The sequence below is a fragment of the Priestia flexa genome, from assembly GCF_021441905.1.
GTDB lineage: Bacteria > Bacillota > Bacilli > Bacillales > Bacillaceae_H > Priestia > Priestia flexa.
Genome location: NZ_CP090431.1, coordinates 671,087 through 690,320, shown reverse-complemented (window position 1 = coordinate 690,320; position 19,234 = coordinate 671,087). Strand labels below are relative to the sequence as shown.

General features: G+C 38.5%; 18 protein-coding genes and 2 riboswitches. Of the genes, 3 read left to right on the top strand and 15 right to left on the bottom strand.

What is annotated here, in order from left to right; all coding sequences use genetic code 11:
* Positions 1-40: 40 nt before the first annotated feature.
* The 3 genes from treC to LZP85_RS03465 all read right to left on the bottom strand — a co-directional run bounded on the left by treC (position 41) and on the right by LZP85_RS03465 (position 4,291).
* On the bottom strand, positions 41-1,726 hold the full coding sequence (treC, locus tag LZP85_RS03475) for an alpha,alpha-phosphotrehalase (RefSeq protein ID WP_206782262.1): 1,686 nt from the start codon (positions 1,724-1,726) through the stop codon (positions 41-43).
* A gap of 38 nt (positions 1,727-1,764) precedes the next feature.
* On the bottom strand, positions 1,765-3,183 hold the full coding sequence (gene treP / locus LZP85_RS03470; protein WP_144593651.1) for a PTS system trehalose-specific EIIBC component: 1,419 nt from the start codon (positions 3,181-3,183) through the stop codon (positions 1,765-1,767).
* A 187-nt stretch (positions 3,184-3,370) separates the two neighbouring features.
* Positions 3,371-4,291, bottom strand: a complete 921-nt coding sequence (locus LZP85_RS03465; RefSeq protein ID WP_224840048.1) for a DMT family transporter — start codon at positions 4,289-4,291, stop codon at positions 3,371-3,373.
* Between the two features lie 165 nt (positions 4,292-4,456).
* Between LZP85_RS03465 and LZP85_RS03460 the strand changes: the two genes are divergently transcribed.
* Positions 4,457-4,636, top strand: a complete 180-nt coding sequence (locus LZP85_RS03460) for a YvzF family protein (protein ID WP_025908262.1) — start codon at positions 4,457-4,459, stop codon at positions 4,634-4,636.
* A 76-nt stretch (positions 4,637-4,712) separates the two neighbouring features.
* Complete coding sequence (locus tag LZP85_RS03455; RefSeq protein ID WP_119542684.1) at positions 4,713-5,225, top strand: shikimate kinase; 513 nt, start codon at positions 4,713-4,715, stop codon at positions 5,223-5,225.
* Between the two features lie 37 nt (positions 5,226-5,262).
* Here LZP85_RS03455 and LZP85_RS03450 read toward each other — a convergent pair whose 3' ends face one another.
* Both LZP85_RS03450 and LZP85_RS03445 read right to left on the bottom strand, forming a co-directional pair.
* On the bottom strand, positions 5,263-6,588 hold the full coding sequence (locus LZP85_RS03450) for an NCS2 family permease (RefSeq protein ID WP_025908264.1): 1,326 nt from the start codon (positions 6,586-6,588) through the stop codon (positions 5,263-5,265).
* A 301-nt stretch (positions 6,589-6,889) separates the two neighbouring features.
* Positions 6,890-8,233 carry a 5'-deoxyadenosine deaminase gene (locus LZP85_RS03445; protein WP_234561980.1) on the bottom strand — a complete coding sequence of 448 codons (1,344 nt, stop codon included), beginning with the start codon at positions 8,231-8,233 and terminating at the stop codon, positions 6,890-6,892.
* A 413-nt stretch (positions 8,234-8,646) separates the two neighbouring features.
* Here LZP85_RS03445 and LZP85_RS03440 point away from each other — a divergent pair, with 413 nt between their 5' ends.
* Entirely contained in the window at positions 8,647-9,306 is a 660-nt protein-coding gene (locus LZP85_RS03440; RefSeq protein WP_234561978.1) for a hypothetical protein, read from the top strand.
* Positions 9,307-9,492: 186 nt separating this feature from the next.
* On the opposite strand, the gene LZP85_RS03435 is transcribed toward LZP85_RS03440, so the two are convergent.
* The 10 genes from LZP85_RS03435 to LZP85_RS03390 form a co-directional block, all read right to left on the bottom strand.
* Positions 9,493-10,305 carry a protein-glutamine gamma-glutamyltransferase gene (locus LZP85_RS03435; protein ID WP_267965679.1) on the bottom strand — a complete coding sequence of 271 codons (813 nt, stop codon included), beginning with the start codon at positions 10,303-10,305 and terminating at the stop codon, positions 9,493-9,495.
* 91 nt (positions 10,306-10,396) lie between these two features.
* On the bottom strand, positions 10,397-11,599 hold the full coding sequence (locus tag LZP85_RS03430; protein ID WP_119542686.1) for a M20 family metallopeptidase: 1,203 nt from the start codon (positions 11,597-11,599) through the stop codon (positions 10,397-10,399).
* 70 nt (positions 11,600-11,669) lie between these two features.
* A riboswitch (SAM riboswitch) is annotated at positions 11,670-11,774 on the bottom strand.
* 99 nt (positions 11,775-11,873) lie between these two features.
* Positions 11,874-11,971: riboswitch (SAM riboswitch) on the bottom strand.
* Between the two features lie 159 nt (positions 11,972-12,130).
* On the bottom strand, positions 12,131-13,450 hold the full coding sequence (locus LZP85_RS03425; protein WP_025910408.1) for an aspartate aminotransferase family protein: 1,320 nt from the start codon (positions 13,448-13,450) through the stop codon (positions 12,131-12,133).
* Positions 13,451-14,179: 729 nt separating this feature from the next.
* A complete protein-coding gene (locus tag LZP85_RS03420; RefSeq protein ID WP_119542687.1) occupies positions 14,180-14,851 on the bottom strand; it encodes an HAD hydrolase-like protein in 672 nt (223 codons plus the stop codon).
* 342 nt (positions 14,852-15,193) lie between these two features.
* Positions 15,194-15,781, bottom strand: coding sequence for a histidine phosphatase family protein (locus tag LZP85_RS03415; RefSeq protein WP_076512568.1), 588 nt, complete (start codon positions 15,779-15,781; stop codon positions 15,194-15,196).
* Between the two features lie 66 nt (positions 15,782-15,847).
* Complete coding sequence (locus LZP85_RS03410; protein ID WP_025910404.1) at positions 15,848-16,327, bottom strand: hypothetical protein; 480 nt, start codon at positions 16,325-16,327, stop codon at positions 15,848-15,850.
* Positions 16,328-16,750: 423 nt separating this feature from the next.
* Positions 16,751-17,209: a flavodoxin gene (locus tag LZP85_RS03405; RefSeq protein ID WP_076512569.1), complete on the bottom strand. Its 459-nt coding sequence runs from the start codon at positions 17,207-17,209 to the stop codon at positions 16,751-16,753.
* Between the two features lie 23 nt (positions 17,210-17,232).
* Positions 17,233-17,631, bottom strand: coding sequence for a hypothetical protein (locus LZP85_RS03400; RefSeq protein WP_025910402.1), 399 nt, complete (start codon positions 17,629-17,631; stop codon positions 17,233-17,235).
* Between the two features lie 188 nt (positions 17,632-17,819).
* Entirely contained in the window at positions 17,820-18,653 is an 834-nt protein-coding gene (locus tag LZP85_RS03395) for an alpha/beta fold hydrolase (RefSeq protein ID WP_226639638.1), read from the bottom strand.
* A 48-nt stretch (positions 18,654-18,701) separates the two neighbouring features.
* The gene (locus LZP85_RS03390) at positions 18,702-19,073 is read right to left on the bottom strand and encodes a DnaJ family domain-containing protein (RefSeq protein ID WP_138117309.1); all 372 of its coding nucleotides are present in this window, start codon (positions 19,071-19,073) and stop codon (positions 18,702-18,704) included.
* Between the last annotated feature and the right edge of the window lie 161 nt (positions 19,074-19,234).

Below are 19,234 nucleotides of genomic sequence, written 5' to 3'. Positions count from 1 at the left end.
ATTTATTTTATAAAAAGAACGATGAGTTGTCACTCATCGTTCACTTTTTAAGGAGATATACAATTGATTCATAAGGACGAAGCTGAACTTTAGCATACTCTAAAGTTGAATCATCATAGTTTGATAATAAAATTTCGCATTTGTATCCTTCAACATCAACCGTTTCAGGTAGTTCAAACGTTACGTCTTCCCCATAGAAATTATTCACTACGAGCAGCTTTTCATTAGCTCCGTTTCGCACGTATGCAAATAGCTCTGGGTGATTGCTTAAAATAAGCTCATAGTTTCCGCTTGTAATAATATCATACTGTTTTCTAAGCTTAATCAGCGCTTGGTAATGATAAAAAACGGATGTTTTATCTTCTAAAGCACGCTCTACATTTAATTCCCTATAGTTGGAAGCAACATTAATCCAAGGAGCTCCTGTCGTAAAACCCGCGTGCTCTTTATCATTCCACTGCACTGGTGTGCGCGAGTTGTCGCGAGACTTTGCTTTTAAGATTGAAATAATCTCTTTCTCACTCATGCCTTCGTTACGCTTAATGTCATAAATGTTAAGTGACTCTACGTCACGATAGTCGGAAATATCATTGAAACCTGGATTTGTCATCCCAATTTCTTCACCTTGATAAATATAAGGCGTACCTTGCATCATATGAATAGTCGTAGCAAGCATTTTAGCAGACTTCTCATGAAATTCCTTGTCGTTTCCATAGCGAGAAACTACCCTTGGCTGATCGTGGTTACACCAAAACAGTGCGTTCCACCCTCCACCTCTGTTCATCTCAACTTGCCATGTTGATAATATCTCTTTAAGCTTTAGAAAATCAAATTCACCTACTGACCACTTTTCACCATTAGGATAATCGACCTTTAAATGATGAAAGTTAAACGTCATGCTTAATTCTTGGCGGTCGGGACGCGTATAGTTGATACAATGATCAATCGTGGTTGAAGACATTTCCCCAACCGTCATACTATCGTATTTTGAAAACACTTCTTCGTTCATTTCTTTCATATACTCATGAACACGAGGTCCATCTGTATAAAACTTACGACCGTCTCCAGGAGGAACCGTCCCGTCGTCATCTGAAAATCGCTGATCCTTCGAAATTAGGTTAATAACATCTAAGCGAAAGCCATCAACACCTTTTTCGAACCAAAAGTGCATCATATCATACACTTGCTTACGAACCGTTTCATTTTCCCAGTTTAGGTCCGCTTGGGTTACGTCGAACAAATGAAGATACGATTGATCCGTTAGTTCATCATGCTCCCACGCGGAACCGCCAAATTTAGAAATCCAGTTCGTAGGCGCAGAGCCATCTTCTTTTTCGTCTTTCCAAATGTAAAAATCACGGTACGGATTATCCTTTGATTTTCGCGCTTCCTGAAACCACTCATGCTCTGTTGATGTATGGTTTACTACAATATCCATAATGACTTTAATATCGCGACTATGAGCTTCTGTTAATAAGCGTTCAAAGTCTTCCATCGTTCCATACTCACTGTGAATTGAAAAATAATCACTAATATCGTATCCATTGTCGCGCTGAGGCGATTGATAAATTGGGGTAAGCCATACGACATCAACCCCAAGTGTATTTAAATAATCTAGCTTCTCTATAATTCCGTTAATATCTCCAACGCCATTCCCAGACGTATCATAAAAACTTTTCGGATAAATTTGATAAACAACCGACTTTTTCCACCACGGCTGCGTCATCTTCATCACCATCACTTTCTATACAAATCATTTTGTCATCATGCTTTTTTCTTTTGTAACGTTCCAAAAAGTAGCGTTAAAACAAACGGCACAACGACTACAATTGCCATCCCGATTAAAAAAGCTCCCCAATCACTTGGTAAAATGGATAGCGGTGCAGGAATTCCTCCCACTCCAATTGATGCTGCTTTTACCCCGCTCATTGTGACAATAACGCCTGCAATAGCGGAACCAATGATAGCTGAAATAAAAGCAAATCGATAGCGTAAGTTTACTCCAAACATAGCGGGCTCCGTAATTCCTAACCATGCAGATACTCCTGATGTTAATGATAATCCGCGCAGCTTTTCATCGTTTTTAGCTAATGTCATCATGGCAAATGCAGCTGACCCTTGCGCAATGTTTGATAATGCAACCATTGGCCATAAGAACGTGCCACCGATGCTACCAATCAGCTGAAGATCAACGGCTAAGAACGTATGATGCATTCCCGTAATAACAAGAGGTGCATACAACCCACCGTAAATGATACCACCGATAAACGGAGCTGTTTCAAACAGCCACACCACCCCTGCTGTAATGACGTTTCCAATCGCAAACGTTACAGGTCCAATGGCAATGAATGCAAGGAATCCAGTAACTAGTAGCGCAACAGGTGCTACAACTAAAAGCTGAAATCCATCCGGAATTCGCTTTCTTAAAAAGAGTTCAATTTTAGCAAGTACTAATGATGCAACTAATACAGGTAGTACTTGACCTTGATAGCCTACCTTTTCAACTTCTAACCCAAATAAGTTCCACGTATCAATGTTACCTTTTTGAAGTGCTTCACCATATCCCCATGCATTTAATAAGTCTGGGTGAACAAGCATTAATCCTAGCACAATACCTAGTAGCGGACTTCCTCCAAAACGATTAACAGCTGACCAACCAATGAGACCCGGTAAAAAGACAAATGCGGTATTTGATATCAAGTTGATCATACTCGCTAAATCTTTCCACTGTGTATGAACATCTACGAGAGACTTATCATCATAGAAGATTCCTGCCCCGGTTAAAATGTTGTTAATCCCCATTAACAAACCAGCCGTTACGATGGCAGGTAAGATTGGGATAAAGATGTCAGCTAAGGTTTTAATAGCTCGCTGCAATGGGTTTAAATTTTTCGCAGCTTCATTTTTCACTTCTTCTTTTGATAATTCTCCGATACCTGTAATCGTTACCATTTCTTTGTATACTTTATCAACTGTTCCCTGACCAATGACCACCTGGAATTGTCCATTTGTTGAGAAGAAACCTTTGACTAAATCATGATTATTTAGCGCTTCTTCATTTACTTTCTTTTCATCATGCAGCACTAAGCGCAAGCGCGTTACGCAATGAGTTGCTGCTGAAATATTTTCTTTTCCCCCAACGGCTTCAATAATCTGCTCAACAGATGTACGATTTACAGCCATAATCCTCTTCCTCCTTGTTATCGCTTTCATCTCTTATAAAAAAGGTACCCTTATTTTTAATTACCCTAACGCATAGAAAAAGATAGCGCATTCAAAACTTGTATATACATGTATTGTGTGTTCTATATTAACCTGTATATACAAGTTAGTCAACAGAAAAAAAGCATTCTTTAAAAGAATGCCTCGGTTACACATGTGAATGTATCGTGTTTTTCTTTTGATTGAACCATTTGTCAATTAGACCGCTACCTAATAGTACACCCGCTACAATAAATAGGAAGCCGAATAGCTGAGCTGCTTGTATTTCTTCTTTTAAGAAAATAGCTGAGCTAACAAGCGCAAAAAAAGGATTTAAATTGACAAAAATGGATGACTCCGCCGGTCCAATATGTTGAACAGCTTGATTGTAGACCATATGCCCAAATGCTGTTGCGAGCAGCGCAGAACCTAAGAACAATAGCCACAAGTCCACTCTTGTTTGTGCCATCGTTTGCAATCCATTCGGCTCTAAAATAAAGCTAATCCCAAGTAAAAAAGCTGAACCGGTTACCAGCATCCACCCCGTCATCAAACGCGCATCCAACGTTGTTGAAGCACGTCGAATAAATACATAACTAATGGCTTGCGTTAAGATTGATAAAAAGACAAACAAATCACCCTTTGTTCCACCTGTGACCGCTCCGCTTCCAGCTAATACGATAAAAGCAACTCCAGAAAAACCGCTCACTACGCCGATAAATCGGAAAAATGTTAGCCTCGTACCTAAAAAGAAAACCGCGCAAATTGTCGTTAAAATTGGACTCAAGCCTAAAATTAACGCCCCGTTTGATGCACTGGTTTCTTTTAACCCCGTTGACAAAAAGAAGTGATGACAAACAACGTTAAAGAACCCAACCATCGTAATAAACAAAAGCTCTTTCAGGGTAATTTTGCGTAGTGACTTTGTGATTTTAAGAAAAACCAAAACGGCAATTCCCGCAAAAAGAATTCGAAAAGCCGTCATCGTAACGGGAGCAAATGCGCCTACGAGTAGCTTTAACGCAACGACGTTTACCCCCCATAGCAACATGACGAATACTAAAACACCGTAAATCTTATACTTATTCAATGACTCTCCCACCTAACCTACCGTTCTTATCCATTATTTTCAACTTCTCTATTGTAACGCTAATATAGTTGAATTTCTAGATATTCTTTACTCGAAATAATTACGAAAATCGACTCTTCGTGATATGATAGCGTAGCAATTACACAGAAAAAGGAGCGCTTATACATGATCGAGATACGACTCGCCGGCGACAGCAAAGAAATTGAAGAAATGATTAAAAGCTTCGAAAAGCATTACGATGTCAAACATCAATCTCTTGAATACAATCGAAGCAATAACCCAAAGTATGCGAATCGTAAAACGACGCGGGTTTATTTATCGATGGGGTTAAAACAAGGAAACTAATTTATCTTACTTTTACAAATACTTCAGTCTGTATTATAATTCCATTAATATTTCATAGATAGAAAGAGGTTACGACATGGATCAAACCATCGTTTTAGTTGGATTTATGGGCGTGGGGAAAACAACGATTGGACAAGCACTTGCCCGTAAACTCGATTTTCAATTTATTGATACGGACCAGCATATTGAAGCCGAAATGGGCATGCAAACAACAGATATTTTTCGCGTTCACGGAGAAGCATTTTTTCGACAAAAAGAAAAAGAAACGATTACGCAGCTTGTAAAAAAGAAAAAGACTGTTTTGTCTCTTGGAGGAGGCGCTTTTTTACAAGCTGCCATTCGAGATACCTGCTTGCAAGACGGTATTGTTATTTGTTTATCTCTATCTTTTGACGGTTGGAAAGAACGATTAGATGATTTACTTCCAACGCGCCCTGTTTTACAAGGAAAGAGTTTAGTGGAAATAGAAGAACTATTTTATAATCGCCAAGCTATTTATCAATCTCACCATAAAAAAGTTGTAACGGATGCCTTAACACCTGAAGAAGTGGCTGATGAAATTATTGAGTTTGTTCTTAAGAAAAACTAAAAGACGCCTTCTGCTTTCGTGCAGAAGGCGTCTTTTCTTAATGACTCATCATATAGAAGTTAATAAAAAAAGCAATTGTGATAATGTACATCATCCAGTGAATTTCTCGGTAGCGTCCAGTGAAGAGCTTAATAGCGGTATACGAAATAAAACCAAACGCCAACCCTTCAGCGATGCTGTAAGTTAACGGCATCATAATAATGGTTAAAAACGCTGGAACCACTTCCGTAAAATCATCAAAGTTGACGTTTTTAATATCGCTAAGCATTAAAGAGCCAATAATAATTAGCGCTGGCGCCGTTGCAACCGATGGAATAAAGTCGATTAACGGAGCGAAGAAAAGGGTACATAAAAACAGAACAGCTACCGTTAATGCTTTTAACCCAGTACGTCCACCTTCTGCAATTCCTGTTGCATTTTCGATGTACGTGTTTAAAGCTGTACTACCGAAGATAGCGCTCGCCATTGTTCCAACTGAATCCGCTGCTAATGCGCGATTTAAATTTGGAATCTTGCCGTTCTCATCAACTAAGTTTGCTTTTTTCGATAAACCAATTAGCGTTGCAAGCGTATCGAAAAGTTCTACAATTGTAAATGAGAAGACAACGGAGAAGATCCCGTAAGCGATGGCACCTTTTAAATCCATTTGCATAAACGTGTCACCAATTGTTGGTGGGGTCGCTGAAAACACGTCGCTGATAGCGGTTGGCGGTGCTTGAAACCCAACAACCATTGCTACTGCAGTCGTTGCAAAAATACTAATAATTAGCGCACCCTTTACGTGTTTAGCCATTAAAACAGCTGCCAAAATCAAACCGAATATTGTCAATAATGGCCCCTTGTCCAACACGTTTCCAACGCCAACAAATGTTGATTCATTGGCTACAACAAGCCCTGCATTTTTTAATCCTATAAACGCAACAAACAAACCAATTCCAACAGCAATTGATGCTTTTAGAACGTTGGGAATGGCATCGACGATTTTGCTACGAATACCGGTTACGGTTAATAAAAAGAATAAAATACCAGATATAAAGACGGCACCAAGAGCCGTTTGCCACGATAGGCCTTGTCCTAGCACAACCGAATACGTAAAGAATGCATTTAATCCCATACCAGGACCAGTAACGATTGGAAAGTTAGCCCATAGCGCCATAAGTATTGTACTGAATACAATGGCATAAATCGTTGCTGCTAACGCTGCTTCTTTCGGAATACCAGCGTCAGATAAAATAAGCGGATTGACGATAACCATGTAGCTAACGGTCATAAAAGTGGTTAAGCCCGCTAAAATTTCTTGTTTTGGCGTTGTTTGACGTTCCGAGAGTTTAAACACGCGCTCTAATATACTACTACGCTCCAAAACATGCGCCTCCCTGTTTATTGTTATAACATAACCTCAATCTGTGGTGATCAGGCGTCTTGAACAACTAATTTTTTCATTAGAGCTCATACAAAAACATAATAAGCGGCAGAGAGAACTCCACCACTTATTATGGCTAGAACGTACACTTTTCACATCTTGAAGTAAAATCTTTTGTCCTATTATAGTCCTAATTATGAAAGATGCAAAGGCGGAAAACGTTATCATAATAAAACTTTTTATATTCTATTTATTTTTAATTTTCAAATTAACAATACTAGTAAAAAGTTTAGCTGCTTTTTTACGACGTAAGCAGCGCTACTCTTTTTAATAAACGCTCGATAGTGCCATTGGCTTCCTTTAAAACAATTCTCTCATCAATTGTTTTTAAGACTCGGTTAGCCATCACAATTTGGCCATCCACCATCGTTATTTCCACATCTCCTCGCGTAGCTGAATAAACAACGCGCGAGATTGGGTCCACACCATATGATGGAAACGTATGAAGCTGATAAAGGTTCAGCATAGCTAAGTCGGCTTTTTTCCCAACCTCAATACTTCCAATTTCATTTTCAAGCCCAACAGCTTTGGCTCCACCAATCGTTGCCATTTCAAGTACATGCTTCGCATTCATCGCTGTAGGTCCATAGGACGGCTTATGAATCGTTGCTGCAAGGCGCATTTCATTAAACATATCGAGGTTATTATTACAAGGCGCGCCATCTGCTCCTAAACTTAGACAAATGCCCTGTTCATGAAGATGTGGAATCTCAGCAAATCCCGAAGCAAGTTTCATATTTGAGCCTGGGCAATGACTCACCTTTACTCCTCTATCTTTAATCACTGCCTTTTCCTGGTCATTCAGCCAGACGCAGTGTGCTAAAATTAACCGCTCATTGGCTAACCCTAAGTGATCTAAGTATAAAATATTTCGCATGCCTGTTTCTTCTTCTACAATTCGAATTTCCTCTTGGTTTTCAGACGCATGCGTATGTACATGCACACCGTAAGTCGCGGATAAGTGCGCAACTTCTCTTAGTAAATCTTCCGTACACGAAATAACAAATCGGGGAGAAAACGCGTACTGAATGCGGTCATTATAAGATCCGTGCCATTTCTCAAGCAGCTTAACACTTTCCGCAATTGAGGAAGCGGTTGTTTCCTGTAATGCTTTTGGCATGTTGTCCGCCTTTTTATCCATCATTACTTTACCAGCAATGGCGCGAATACCACTTTGTGCAATAGCTTCAAATGCCGAATCAGTATGATGCACGGTTTCCATATCCACGATAGTTGTAGTGCCACTTTTAATGAGCTCGCCAATACCTAATAATGCGGAATAATAAATAGATTCTTCATCATGCGCAGCTTCTAAAGGCCATATTTTCTTTTGAAGCCAATCCATCAACTCCAAGTCATCGCCTTGTCCGCGAAACATCGTTTGGCATAAATGAATGTGAGTATGAATGAAACCAGGAACAATTGTCCGATTTGTTCCATCAATGACTTTATCGACTTTTTCCGGTGATAACCCTTTACCAATGGCAGCGATACGGTCTCCTACTATGTATAGATCTCCATATACAATGTCATTCTTTTCGTTCATCGTAATAATTTCCGCGTTTTTAATTAAAATATGCTGCATTCCTTCAAGCCCCCTACTCTCTCTTTAAATCCATCATTCTCTTGCGTTTCATTATATATCAAAAATAACTAATTATTCTGTCTATTGAAAAGGTAAAAAAAATTCCTAGCTGATTTACGCAGCTAGGAAGGTGGATCCACGAAAAATCCCAAGTCCCTTTTTCAAGAGGTTATACGAAATCGCAGGAGAATAATGTGATCTTGAATACATCATATTCTCTTTTTAACAGTAATGCCAGGAAAATGTCAGAAAACCTTACATACTTTTTTATATTTACATTTCTCCGATGTATTTCAACACATTTATTATTAAATTGTTTTAAAAGAAATTTGTCGTTTTTCCAGGAAAATATGGTAAAGTAATAGTCGTTACGATTCTATTTACCTAGTAATTATGGAAAGGGCCGACACCAAATGTTAAAAAAAGAAATGCTTTTTTGTGTATCAATCATACTTTTAGGCTTCACTTTTTTTGCAACAAAACCCGCTTCAGCAATGAGTACGGGATCTGAGCGATATACTATTTCTTCATATGTTGCTTATCTTAATACCCAGGGAGAGTCAGATTCAGCAGAGCAATTTTCAGCTTTATCTCCTGAACAGCAAGAAAAAGTTATCTACTACTTAAATCACCCAGACGAGCTACTTAATTCTATTGAAGTAACGGAATCCGTTGATTACGATGACGCGCCTACAAGCAATACAGCGGTAGCATCTGCATATGCAACGCCGCGTTTTTCCACATTATCGTCTGGTGTGTCACGCACAGCTTCCTATACAGCACAGTATAAAATTGCAGGGTTTACTACTACGCAAGTGAAAGCTACAGTCTATTATTCTACAAGTGGATCTAACGTTACGTCCGTACAAAGTGTGAGCGGAAAAGTTGTGAAAAACGTCAATCCCCTAGTCTCAATTTCAAAACAAAATTCCAAAACATGGGTCTCTTCTAACCGTGCTTACGGACAAATTGATTGGAATTGGAAGGTTGGGTTCAAAACAGCTGGTGTAAAGCGTCAAACTGTATATGGTACAGCCAGCGGTTCATCAGGTGGTTCATCTTCTACTCTTTAAATGAATGGAGGAGGTATTCCTTATGAAGAAATTGTCGCTGTGGATCATCGGTATCACAATTGCGCTGCTTCTTTTGTTTATTATAGCAGGGTATGCTTCTTTCTATAGCAACTAAGGCAGATTATATTGGTTCACTTCTACTCTTTATCATAGGAAACCCCCGCTTTGTGAAAGCGAGGGTTTTTCTTAACCAATGTATGTGCTTGAGCCTATTTGACTCACAACAAGAGGGAGCTTATCATAATCAACTTCAACGAGGACATCACGATGAACATAAAATTGGCTAAGGTAGCGGAAACCAACACGCGTAATGTATGACGTTAAGTAAGCAGACTCTGTTGCGTTTTCTTTTCTCTTTTCATTTAGCCGTTCAATAATTCCTTCAGCGGATTTAACGCCTACGCCGTGTCCAAAATACAAGTCGTCACCAACGATAATCGTATTTTCACCTTGCCATTGAGGGGTATCTTCATGGTGATCAGGGTTTTTGAAATAAGCGCAGTCTCCCTCTAAAAAATCATAACCATGATGATTTTGAAGATTTAAATCTTCATCAAATTTACCGCTATATAATACTAAATTCGTAAATAATTGATTAAAATCCCTCTCTCCAATACTCTCCAACACACCTTTATAAAAAACCATAACAATCGCAACCGCACATTCAAACGCATAGAGCGAACCGTTAAAGAAAATATCGTTTAATGCGACGGATGGCAACACGTTCTCTTTTAGCTTAAATCCTCCTTTTTCGGTTCGAAGCCAATACGTTTCGTTACATTCAGATTCTTTAAAAGTTGCAAATCTCGCACCACTTCTATACAAAAGATACGATGCTTCTACAATTCGTAGGCGGGTAGTCAGCTCAAAATCTAACTGCATAATATTGTCATACCGATAAATTGTTTGATACTGAGCCATTTTTCTCAAAATCTGTGCTTTATTAGCTTCAAGCATGCTATATGGTACTGCATTCATATTTAATGCACGACCCTGCACAATAATAATAAGTGCGTCCCCCTTTCACTTACGTTCTTTTTATCATACGAGTGAAAGAGAGCTTTTATGAGAACGAAAGAAAAGGTGTATTCTAGTCTAGCTCTGCCTGCTTCTTCGTAAATTCGTCTTTTATAGCACAAAGCGTGTCCTCTTCAGTTAATAAACGTAAGCCAATGAGAGCAAGACCTTTTGTCCCTTGAAGTAACCCTTTGTCACCTTCTGGAGATTTAGCTGCTTCACGAAATTCATCAGTGTGCCAAGCCAGCGTTTCAGCACCGATTTTGATATAAGGGTGAATGGTTGGTACCACTTGACTAACATTTCCTGCATCAGATGAGCCAATTCCAGGCTTATGCGCCGTATCTACGTCTTCGCCTAATTCTGTAAATACTTCTTCAAATACTCGATCAAAAGCGCGGTTTAGCTGAATATGATCTACTTTATTTTGAATGAAATATGCGTTAAGTTTAGCACCAGTTGCCATAGCCGCTCCCTTTGCGATTTGCTGTACTCTCTCCGTCACTTGATCACACTCTTTACGCGTTTGTGCGCGAATATAAAAGCGCGCTTTTGCATAGTCGGGAACAATATTGGGAGCCGTTCCTCCGTCTGTAATAATGCCGTGAATTTTCACATCATCCTTTACATGTTGACGAAGTGCGTTCACTCCATTGAATAACTGAATAACCGCATCTAACGCGTTAATGCCTTCTTCAGGAGCTGATGCTGCGTGAGATGCCTGTCCATAAAACTCAAAATCAATAGGATCTACAGCTAGCGTTGTCCCTGTAATACACGTTTCTTTTCCAGGGTGAACCATCATGCAAGCATTTAAGTCTTGCACAAGGCCCGCTTTTACAAAGCTTCCTTTTGCACTTCCATTCGGTCCACCTTCTTCCGCTGGGGTGCCCAACACAACAAGTTCTCCTCCTATTTCGTCAAGCACTTGGCTAAGCGCAATCGCTGCTCCTACGCTAGTTGTTCCAATAATGTTATGACCACAAGCATGTCCAAGCCCTGGAAGCGCATCATACTCCGCAAGAAATCCAATTCTCGGTCCTTTTCTTGCGGATGCTTTTTTTGCTAAAAATGCTGTATCATGTCCAGCTACCCCGCGTTCCACGGCAAAGTCTGCTTCTTCTAGCAGCTTACATAAGAGATAAGATGCAAATTTCTCTTCATTTCCGATTTCAGGATGGTCGTGGATTGCATGACTTGTATCTATGTAAGTTTGAGCTTGTTGGTTAATATACTCAATAACGCTTTCTTTAAGCTTTTCTATCTGTAAATTCATTCTTACACCCCATTTACTAAAAATAAAAAGGAAGCTTCATAGAAGAAGCTTCCTTATCTAAAGAACCTGCTTCTTATCGTTCAAGCTTCTAAGCGCTTGCTGGAATTAGCACAGTGCAATCAGCCTGTTGCTGAGGTGTCATAGGGCCAGGTCCCTCTACCTCTCTAGATAAGAAAACGTACAGTATGTAGTTATAAAATAATAAAACCTCCACTTACAGTGTCTTAATGACTGTAAGAAGAGGTTGGGATCACGTAAGTAAGAACCAGCTCTCTTCTTATCTATCAAGCACTGCTTGTTGGAGTTGGCACGGTTCAAATGTCCGTTGCCGAGGTTTCACAGGGCCAGTCCCTCCACCTCTCTGGATAAGAAGTTTGTCGAATATTGTAGAATATTGTTGATAACTTAAATCTTATGTTACACGCTGAGCAAAGGAATGTCAATGACTTTTCTGAAAAGATTTTTCTTTCTAACAATATGATACCGCTATCATAACTAGACCAACAAAAAAGAGTGCTTTAAGCACTCTTTTTATACATTAATAGCAACTTTTTGCTCATATAAATGAATAGCCTGATCTAGCATAGCAAGACCTTCATCAATCTGCTCTTTCGTTACGGATAAAGGTGGAACCATACGAATCACTTCGCTTGCATTGCCACAGAAATAGAAGAGAACGCCTTGTTCAAGAGCTAAGTCTAGAATTTCAAATAGTGCATCCCCATTGGGTTCACCTGTTTCAGGATGTACAATCTCAATTCCGATCATAAGTCCCACTCCACGGATGTCTCCAATTAGCGAATGCTTTTCTTTTAACAGCTCCAATTGTTTGAGCGCATAAGCACCCATTTCTTTTGCATTTTCGAGAAGATTTTCTTCTTGAAGCACTTCAAGTGTAGCAAGCGCAGCCGAACAGCCAATTGGATTACCGCCAAACGTAGTGCTATGCGTGCCAAGAGGCCATTTTTTCATAAGCTCTTGTGAAGCCACAGTAGCACTTAACGGAATGCCTGAAGCGATGCCTTTTGCAATAGCCATAATATCTGGCACGACGTCAAATGTCTGTGCAGCAAACCATTCTCCAGTACGTCCAAAACCTGTTTGCACCTCATCAAAAATGAGTAAAATGCCATGACGGTCACAGATTTCACGAAGCTTTTTCATCCAGCTTTTTGGTGGAATGATATATCCACCTTCACCAAGAACAGGCTCTAAAATAACAGCTGCTACTTCTTCTGGCGTTACTTGATGTTTGAACAGGGTATTAAAGTCTTTTTCAAGCTTGTCTTCAAAATAAGCATCCACATCAACATTCTCTGGACATTCTTTTGGGTTTGCATATGGAATTTGATAGGTTAAGCCAGAAGGCTGCTGAAACTGACGGTATTTACTTTTTGAAGTTGTGACGCTTAGCGCTCCCATTGAGCGTCCATGAAAACAGCCTAAGAATGACACGACGTAAGGTCGTTTTGTTACGTGACGAGCAAGTTTTAAGGCTCCTTCAATTGCTTCCGTACCGCTGTTTCCAAAGAAGAAACAGTCCAGGTTACCAGGCGTAACTTTTCCTAGTTCGTCAGCTAATCTTAAGATAGACTCGTACATAATAACGCCAGAAGGCCCATGAAGTAGCTGATCAGCTCCGTCTTTAATAGCTTGCACAACTTTTGGATGACGATGTCCAACATTCGTTGTTGCAATTCCAGATGTAAAGTCTAGGTATTGTTTGCCGTCTAATCCATAGTAGTAGCACCCTTCTTCTTTTATAACGGGTAGATTTGGATGATCTTTTGCCATAGTAGGTGCTAAAAGTTCAGGCATTCTGTTAAATAGATGATTCCAATCGTTTGACATAGTAATCCTCCTGTTTTCTAACAAATTATTAAAAATATTCTAAAAACATTTGATGTCTTTATGATAAATGATGTGCATGCCGATGTAAATGAGTGTTTTAGGAATGATGACTCCATCATAGACTACGACTCTACAGGGTTTGTATATAAAATAGATTATTTTTATTTTTATGCTTTTTTTCTTTTTAAAACTTCTGATAAAGCTTTGATAGAATAATATTTCTGTTTTATTCTACTATGTATTTTTATAAAAATCAATTGCATATATATAAATTTCTATGGTGACTAGTAGTTCTTATTTAGTTATTAAGAATGGGCTCTCCGCTTAGTGTAATTTAGAAACCATTCTTTACTTAGCATGATTTCCATTTCAGATTGCTCCCTTTCCGCAGGGCGAGCGTTGAGCCTCTTCGTAAACTGCGGGGTCTCAACTGACTCGCTAGTCCTGCTGGAGTGTCGCATCTTCCATTCCAATCACGGGCTTTTTATAGGGAAAACCTTTGATGAGGTTACACTCTGTATGCAATTTAAAAATACTCTTTGCTTTGCATCATTGCCACTTATCATTAACTCTTTACACATAGATTTGTCGCACGAAGCATTCTAAAACACTAGCATTTTATTAATTATATGCGAGTAAAAGACAAATTGGCTGATTTAAGCTTGGTACACTACCAGACTTAAACCAGCCAATCTGTTTCATCATTTAAAACCTAACTTTTTAGGATAATTAGATAAATAAGCTATTATTTATTTTAGGTACAATTGTTTTCAGTTCAATTAAATCATCTATTACGATATCAGCCTGAGCTAGTTCATGCTCTTGTGCAAAATCGAAATTACATCCTACTGCAATCAAATGATTATTTTTGGCAGCGTTGATATCGGACAGACGATCTCCGACTACTGCCGCTTGTTTTATATCGTATTTTTTTATAATTTTTTTAACTAAATCACTTTTGTCTAAGGTTTCTATTTGTTCAATACTAAATGTTTCAGTAATCCAATTATCCAAACGATAATAACTTACAATGGCTTCTAAATAATCCTTTAAGCCATTACTAGCTATGTAAATGGAACAACCATTCTCTTTTAAATAACTAAAAATCTCTTTTACATTAGGATATAGAGCACCTTTGCCCTTTTTGATATTCTCAATTAATCTATTCAAAAAATAAGCATCGGCTTGCATTCTTATTTCATTCGAATGATTAGGTAATAAAGCTTCCCATACTTTCGGCAAAGGTACCCCCATAATGTTACGATATTTATCAATAGGCGTCTCAGCATCCCATTCATTTAGTAAACGTAAATGATTAAAGGTATCATCAAGTGATATCTCTAAAATTTTATCCGTTTGAAACAACGTTCCATCCATATCAAAAATCAGTGATTGTATCATTACTCCCTCTCCCTTTTTCACAATTAAAACCTAACCTCTTATTCATAATACCATAAAAAGTAAATTAAACTTTTATAAACCAAGTACAAGTTCATTACATTGCGCTACGGCCACTCGCTTTCCGCGGGGAGGAACCTGAGCTTCCTCGCTGCGCTGCGGGATCTCAGTTTTTCTCTCTTTCCCGCAGGAGTCGAGTGCCCTACGCTCCATTCCACCCTGTTTCCAACATTGTTTTCACAATCAACGAAAAAACCTGAACTCTCAACCGTTCAGGTTTATCATTGGCTGAATTACTTATGTCCCACCCTCTTTTAGTATTCATCTAAATAGCCATAAGATTCTTTAAATAAGATGACTGTGGTTGTTTAAGGTTTGAAGCTTCCACTTTTGGTCCTCATAGATAAAGGTTGTGATGCTCGTGTTTTGCAGGGCCGTTTTTCCTGTGCCGTGCTCTCCGTTTGTTACGTAGTGGATAAAGGTATTGATGATGGCTCCGTGGCTGACAACGACTACCTTTCTCCCTTTTGATTCTTTCATAATTTCTGTTAGTCGTTTTAAGAGTCGATCTTGAATGACTTCTAGTGATTCCATATTGTATAAAGCTTCGCTTCCCCAGTTCGTATCATAATTGGGCACTAAGTCTCTTAATGAAGCAGCCGGCTTTCCTTCCAGCTGACCAAAAGAGCGCTCTCTCAGCCTTTCGCATGTTTCAATGTCATTAATGCCCGATGCAGCTGCAATTGCTGCGGCCGTATCGTATGCTCGCGTTAAATCGCTTGAATATAATTTTTCAATTCCTTCATTCTTCAAAAATTGTGCAACTTGCTGAGCTTGCTTCATACCTTGCTCATCAAGTCCTATATTGCGCTGCCCTTGAATAAGGCTCTTTTTATTCCATTCAGTTTGTCCGTGACGAATTAAGTACAGCATACTCTCACTCCCTTTTTAACTTTATTATAAATAAAGTTTGAGGGGCATTCAGATAAAAAGTTTACGTCAATCAGGATTACATGATGCTTTTCCATAGCGAAGTACATCAAAGATAGCTTGGCCGTCACTTGAAGCGTTCTCTGAAAACCTAACGGGTAATAAAGAAAACACCGTATAGTAAACTGAAAAATAAACAAACTGATAAAAAAATAGGTTTGCCGTAAAAAAACTAGATTCAATCAAACTATTCACAATAAAGATAGATGCTAAATTAGCCAACGCTCCCCCCGCATATACGCATGCATGAGAAAAACGATTATCGTATCGTAATTTTTCATAAACGCAAACAGAATCTAAAAAATAAATGGATTTTAATTTAATCTTCTTCCATTGAAAGATCGTTCTTCCTTTTCCAATTGTAAAGTTTACCTCTCCTCCAAATAATAGAGCCATAAACGAATGGCCTAACTGATGAATAAGAGATACAATTGGGACAATGAGTAAAAACGAAAACAAAAATTTAGGGATATCATCCATTCCAAACACGGTTCCATCTCCTTTATCATACGAATTGTTACCACTACTATTCCACTGTGTATCTCTTTAAAACCTAAGATTTCTCCATTTTTATTCATTCAATTAAACCAAAAGAGAGTGGGACATAACAAAACAAATTTTCAAAAAGACGAACAATCCCTTTTCTCACCTCTTTACGTTATCTGAACACGTTCGTTCCATTGCGCTACAGCCACTCGCTTTCCGCGGGGAGGAACGTGAGCTTCCTCGCTGGGCTGCGGGATCTCAGGTTTCCCTCTCTTTCCCGCAGGAGTCGAGTGTCCTACGCTCCATTCCACCTTGTTTTCAACATTGTTTTCACAATCAACAAAAAACCTAAATGATTAAAAGCGATGAACTCTCAATCGTTTAGGTTTATCATTGACTGAATTACTTATGCTCCAGCCTCTTTTGTTAATAAGTGCTAATATTTAGTTCATTTAAAAAGGTAACAGCAAATGCTTCACATGCTAGAATATCTTCTTCCGTCTCAGGAGCCATTTCAACTTTTAAACCGGCTTGAACAATATCCGCTCCACACTTTTTCAATCTTTCTTCAAGTAGGTCTACCGCCGCACAGAACTCTGGATAAACGCGATCCCCTGAACCAAAAGCAGCTGCCTTTTTACCAGTTAGATTCATTTCATCTAAATCGTCATAAAAATCTTCTGCTTCATAAGGTAAATCTCCGTTACCCCACGTATAAGCTCCAAGTAGAATACCATCGTATGCTGATAGGTTTTGTACATCTAATAATTCAAGCTCTTCCATATGTACCTCATGTCCTGCACTCTGAACTTTATTTTTCAGAAGAACTGCTATCTCTTCTGTGTTACCCGACATACTTGCATATCCAATTAGAATTTTCGCCATTTCTTTACTCCTCTTACTTACATTTAAACAATTTGTGCATAAATTGCATCCACTTTATCTCTTATCTTTTGTAAGTTAAATCGCTTGCTAACCATCGAATGGAATAATTCTCGGTTTTGTGTATCAAGTGCTTCGTTAATCTTAAAGTTCAAATGATTCATTTGAAGATCTACATCTAATATTGAACAGATGACTCCGCTCAGATATAAATCTTGAAGCTCCTCAGTACTTATGAAACATTGAAACTCTCGATTGACATCCATCAACGAATGCCAGCCTAACGAATCAATATATTTCCGTTCATCTGTAAGCGTCCATACATCTCCTTGGTGGAAGGTAATGACGTGTTGATGACTTTCTCCAGGACAACAACAGCTTACTTCATGACTAAATGCCTTTATTACCACTAAATGTTTATCCATTGATTTTTCTCCTTTTCTATTTATACATTTCAACTGAGTCTCTTTAAGTTTGTCTTATGTTCAAAAAGCTTATTATTTTCAATCAGTAATTGATAATTATTATCAGTTTATATGATAATGATTATCAATGTCAACTATGCTTTTTCAGATAAACAAAAAAACATGCATATGTCGTCATATACATGCTTTTAATCTCTCTTTAAAAATTGATAAACGGCTTCATCGACTTCTTTGCTCTCATGTAAATTTGAGTGCGACTCATGGAATGTCTGAAAATGAATATGTTCGGTAAATGAGTCAAGTCCATATGCACTTTCAATCGTTACAACACCATCCGTACCATCGCCAATATCTCCAGCTCCGGAAAATATATCAATATGTTGTGCAAAATCTTCTTTCCTAGCATGCACGTCTCTTAATGCAGCGGAATGAAAAACTAAATCACGAGCTCCTTCAGACGCCTGGTAATTCTTTGCACGTGGATACATTTCCATTAGTTCACCATAGTCTAAGCCTTTTAATGGGGAACCAAGTGTTACAAGCTTATGAACATCTTTAGGTCTTTCTAAGCTAACGGCTGTAGCGGTTAAACCACCCATACTATGACCTAATAAATCAACAGAGGAAATATGATACATTTTCTTTAGGTCATCGATAATACGCCCAACCCATTTCGTCTGCTCTTCAAGACTTGCATCTGCCTTTTTAAAGACAACGTGTACCATAGGTAACTGTCCCGCTAACTTTCCTTTTTGTTTCCACTGTACTGTTCCATCACTTCTCACGATACAATATGCTGATTTTTGTCCCCAGTTGTTTTCTTCAAATCGTTTTATCATCGTTCCTAAGCTATTTTGACTTCCTAAATATCCATGTATAAACAAAACAGGTATTTCTCCCGACGAACTTGCCCGCTTTGTTTGGGACGAGAAGATATACCAGCAAAAAGCTACTAATAATATAATGCTAAGAAGCAAAATGAATATTCTCAAGCTGCTAGCCTCCGATCGTGCCTTTACCATATTATTTCTCTAAAAGATTGTATCCCTATATTAGCTGTCTCTCGTTTGTTAGTCAAAAAATTTCGCATGAATCTTTTGTTGATATTGACGATAAGAAGGAGAAGACATCATGCCTTTTTGCTTCATGATTTGCTGTAGCATTACTTTTTTTTCTGTTAGCTTTTGTTCTACTTCAGCTTTTTCATCACCGCTACAAACAGCTGCCAGCTGTTCAAGCGTAAGGACTTCCTTTTTCAGTTGCTTCTCATCTGAAACCATACCAGCATTTTTCATCATCCGATATGCTTGACGCAGCTCTTCTGGAATATGACTCAAGTCTTCTAGCTGCAGCGGCTTTCCTGCTCCTGGTAAATCATTAAAATCACCATCGTTAATCGCTTGTTTGATTTTTTCTTCTGCGATAATATGAGCAATATCCATATAAGTCCCCCTTTTATATACTATCGGCCAGTTATGACTAATTTATAAAAAAAGCCTCCTTATATCAAATAAGGAGGTGAAAAAGTTGTTCAAAGGTCATCATTGTTATGCCTATAGTTTAATAAAACCACATTATGATAGCGTTTTCAAGTTTTTTTAAA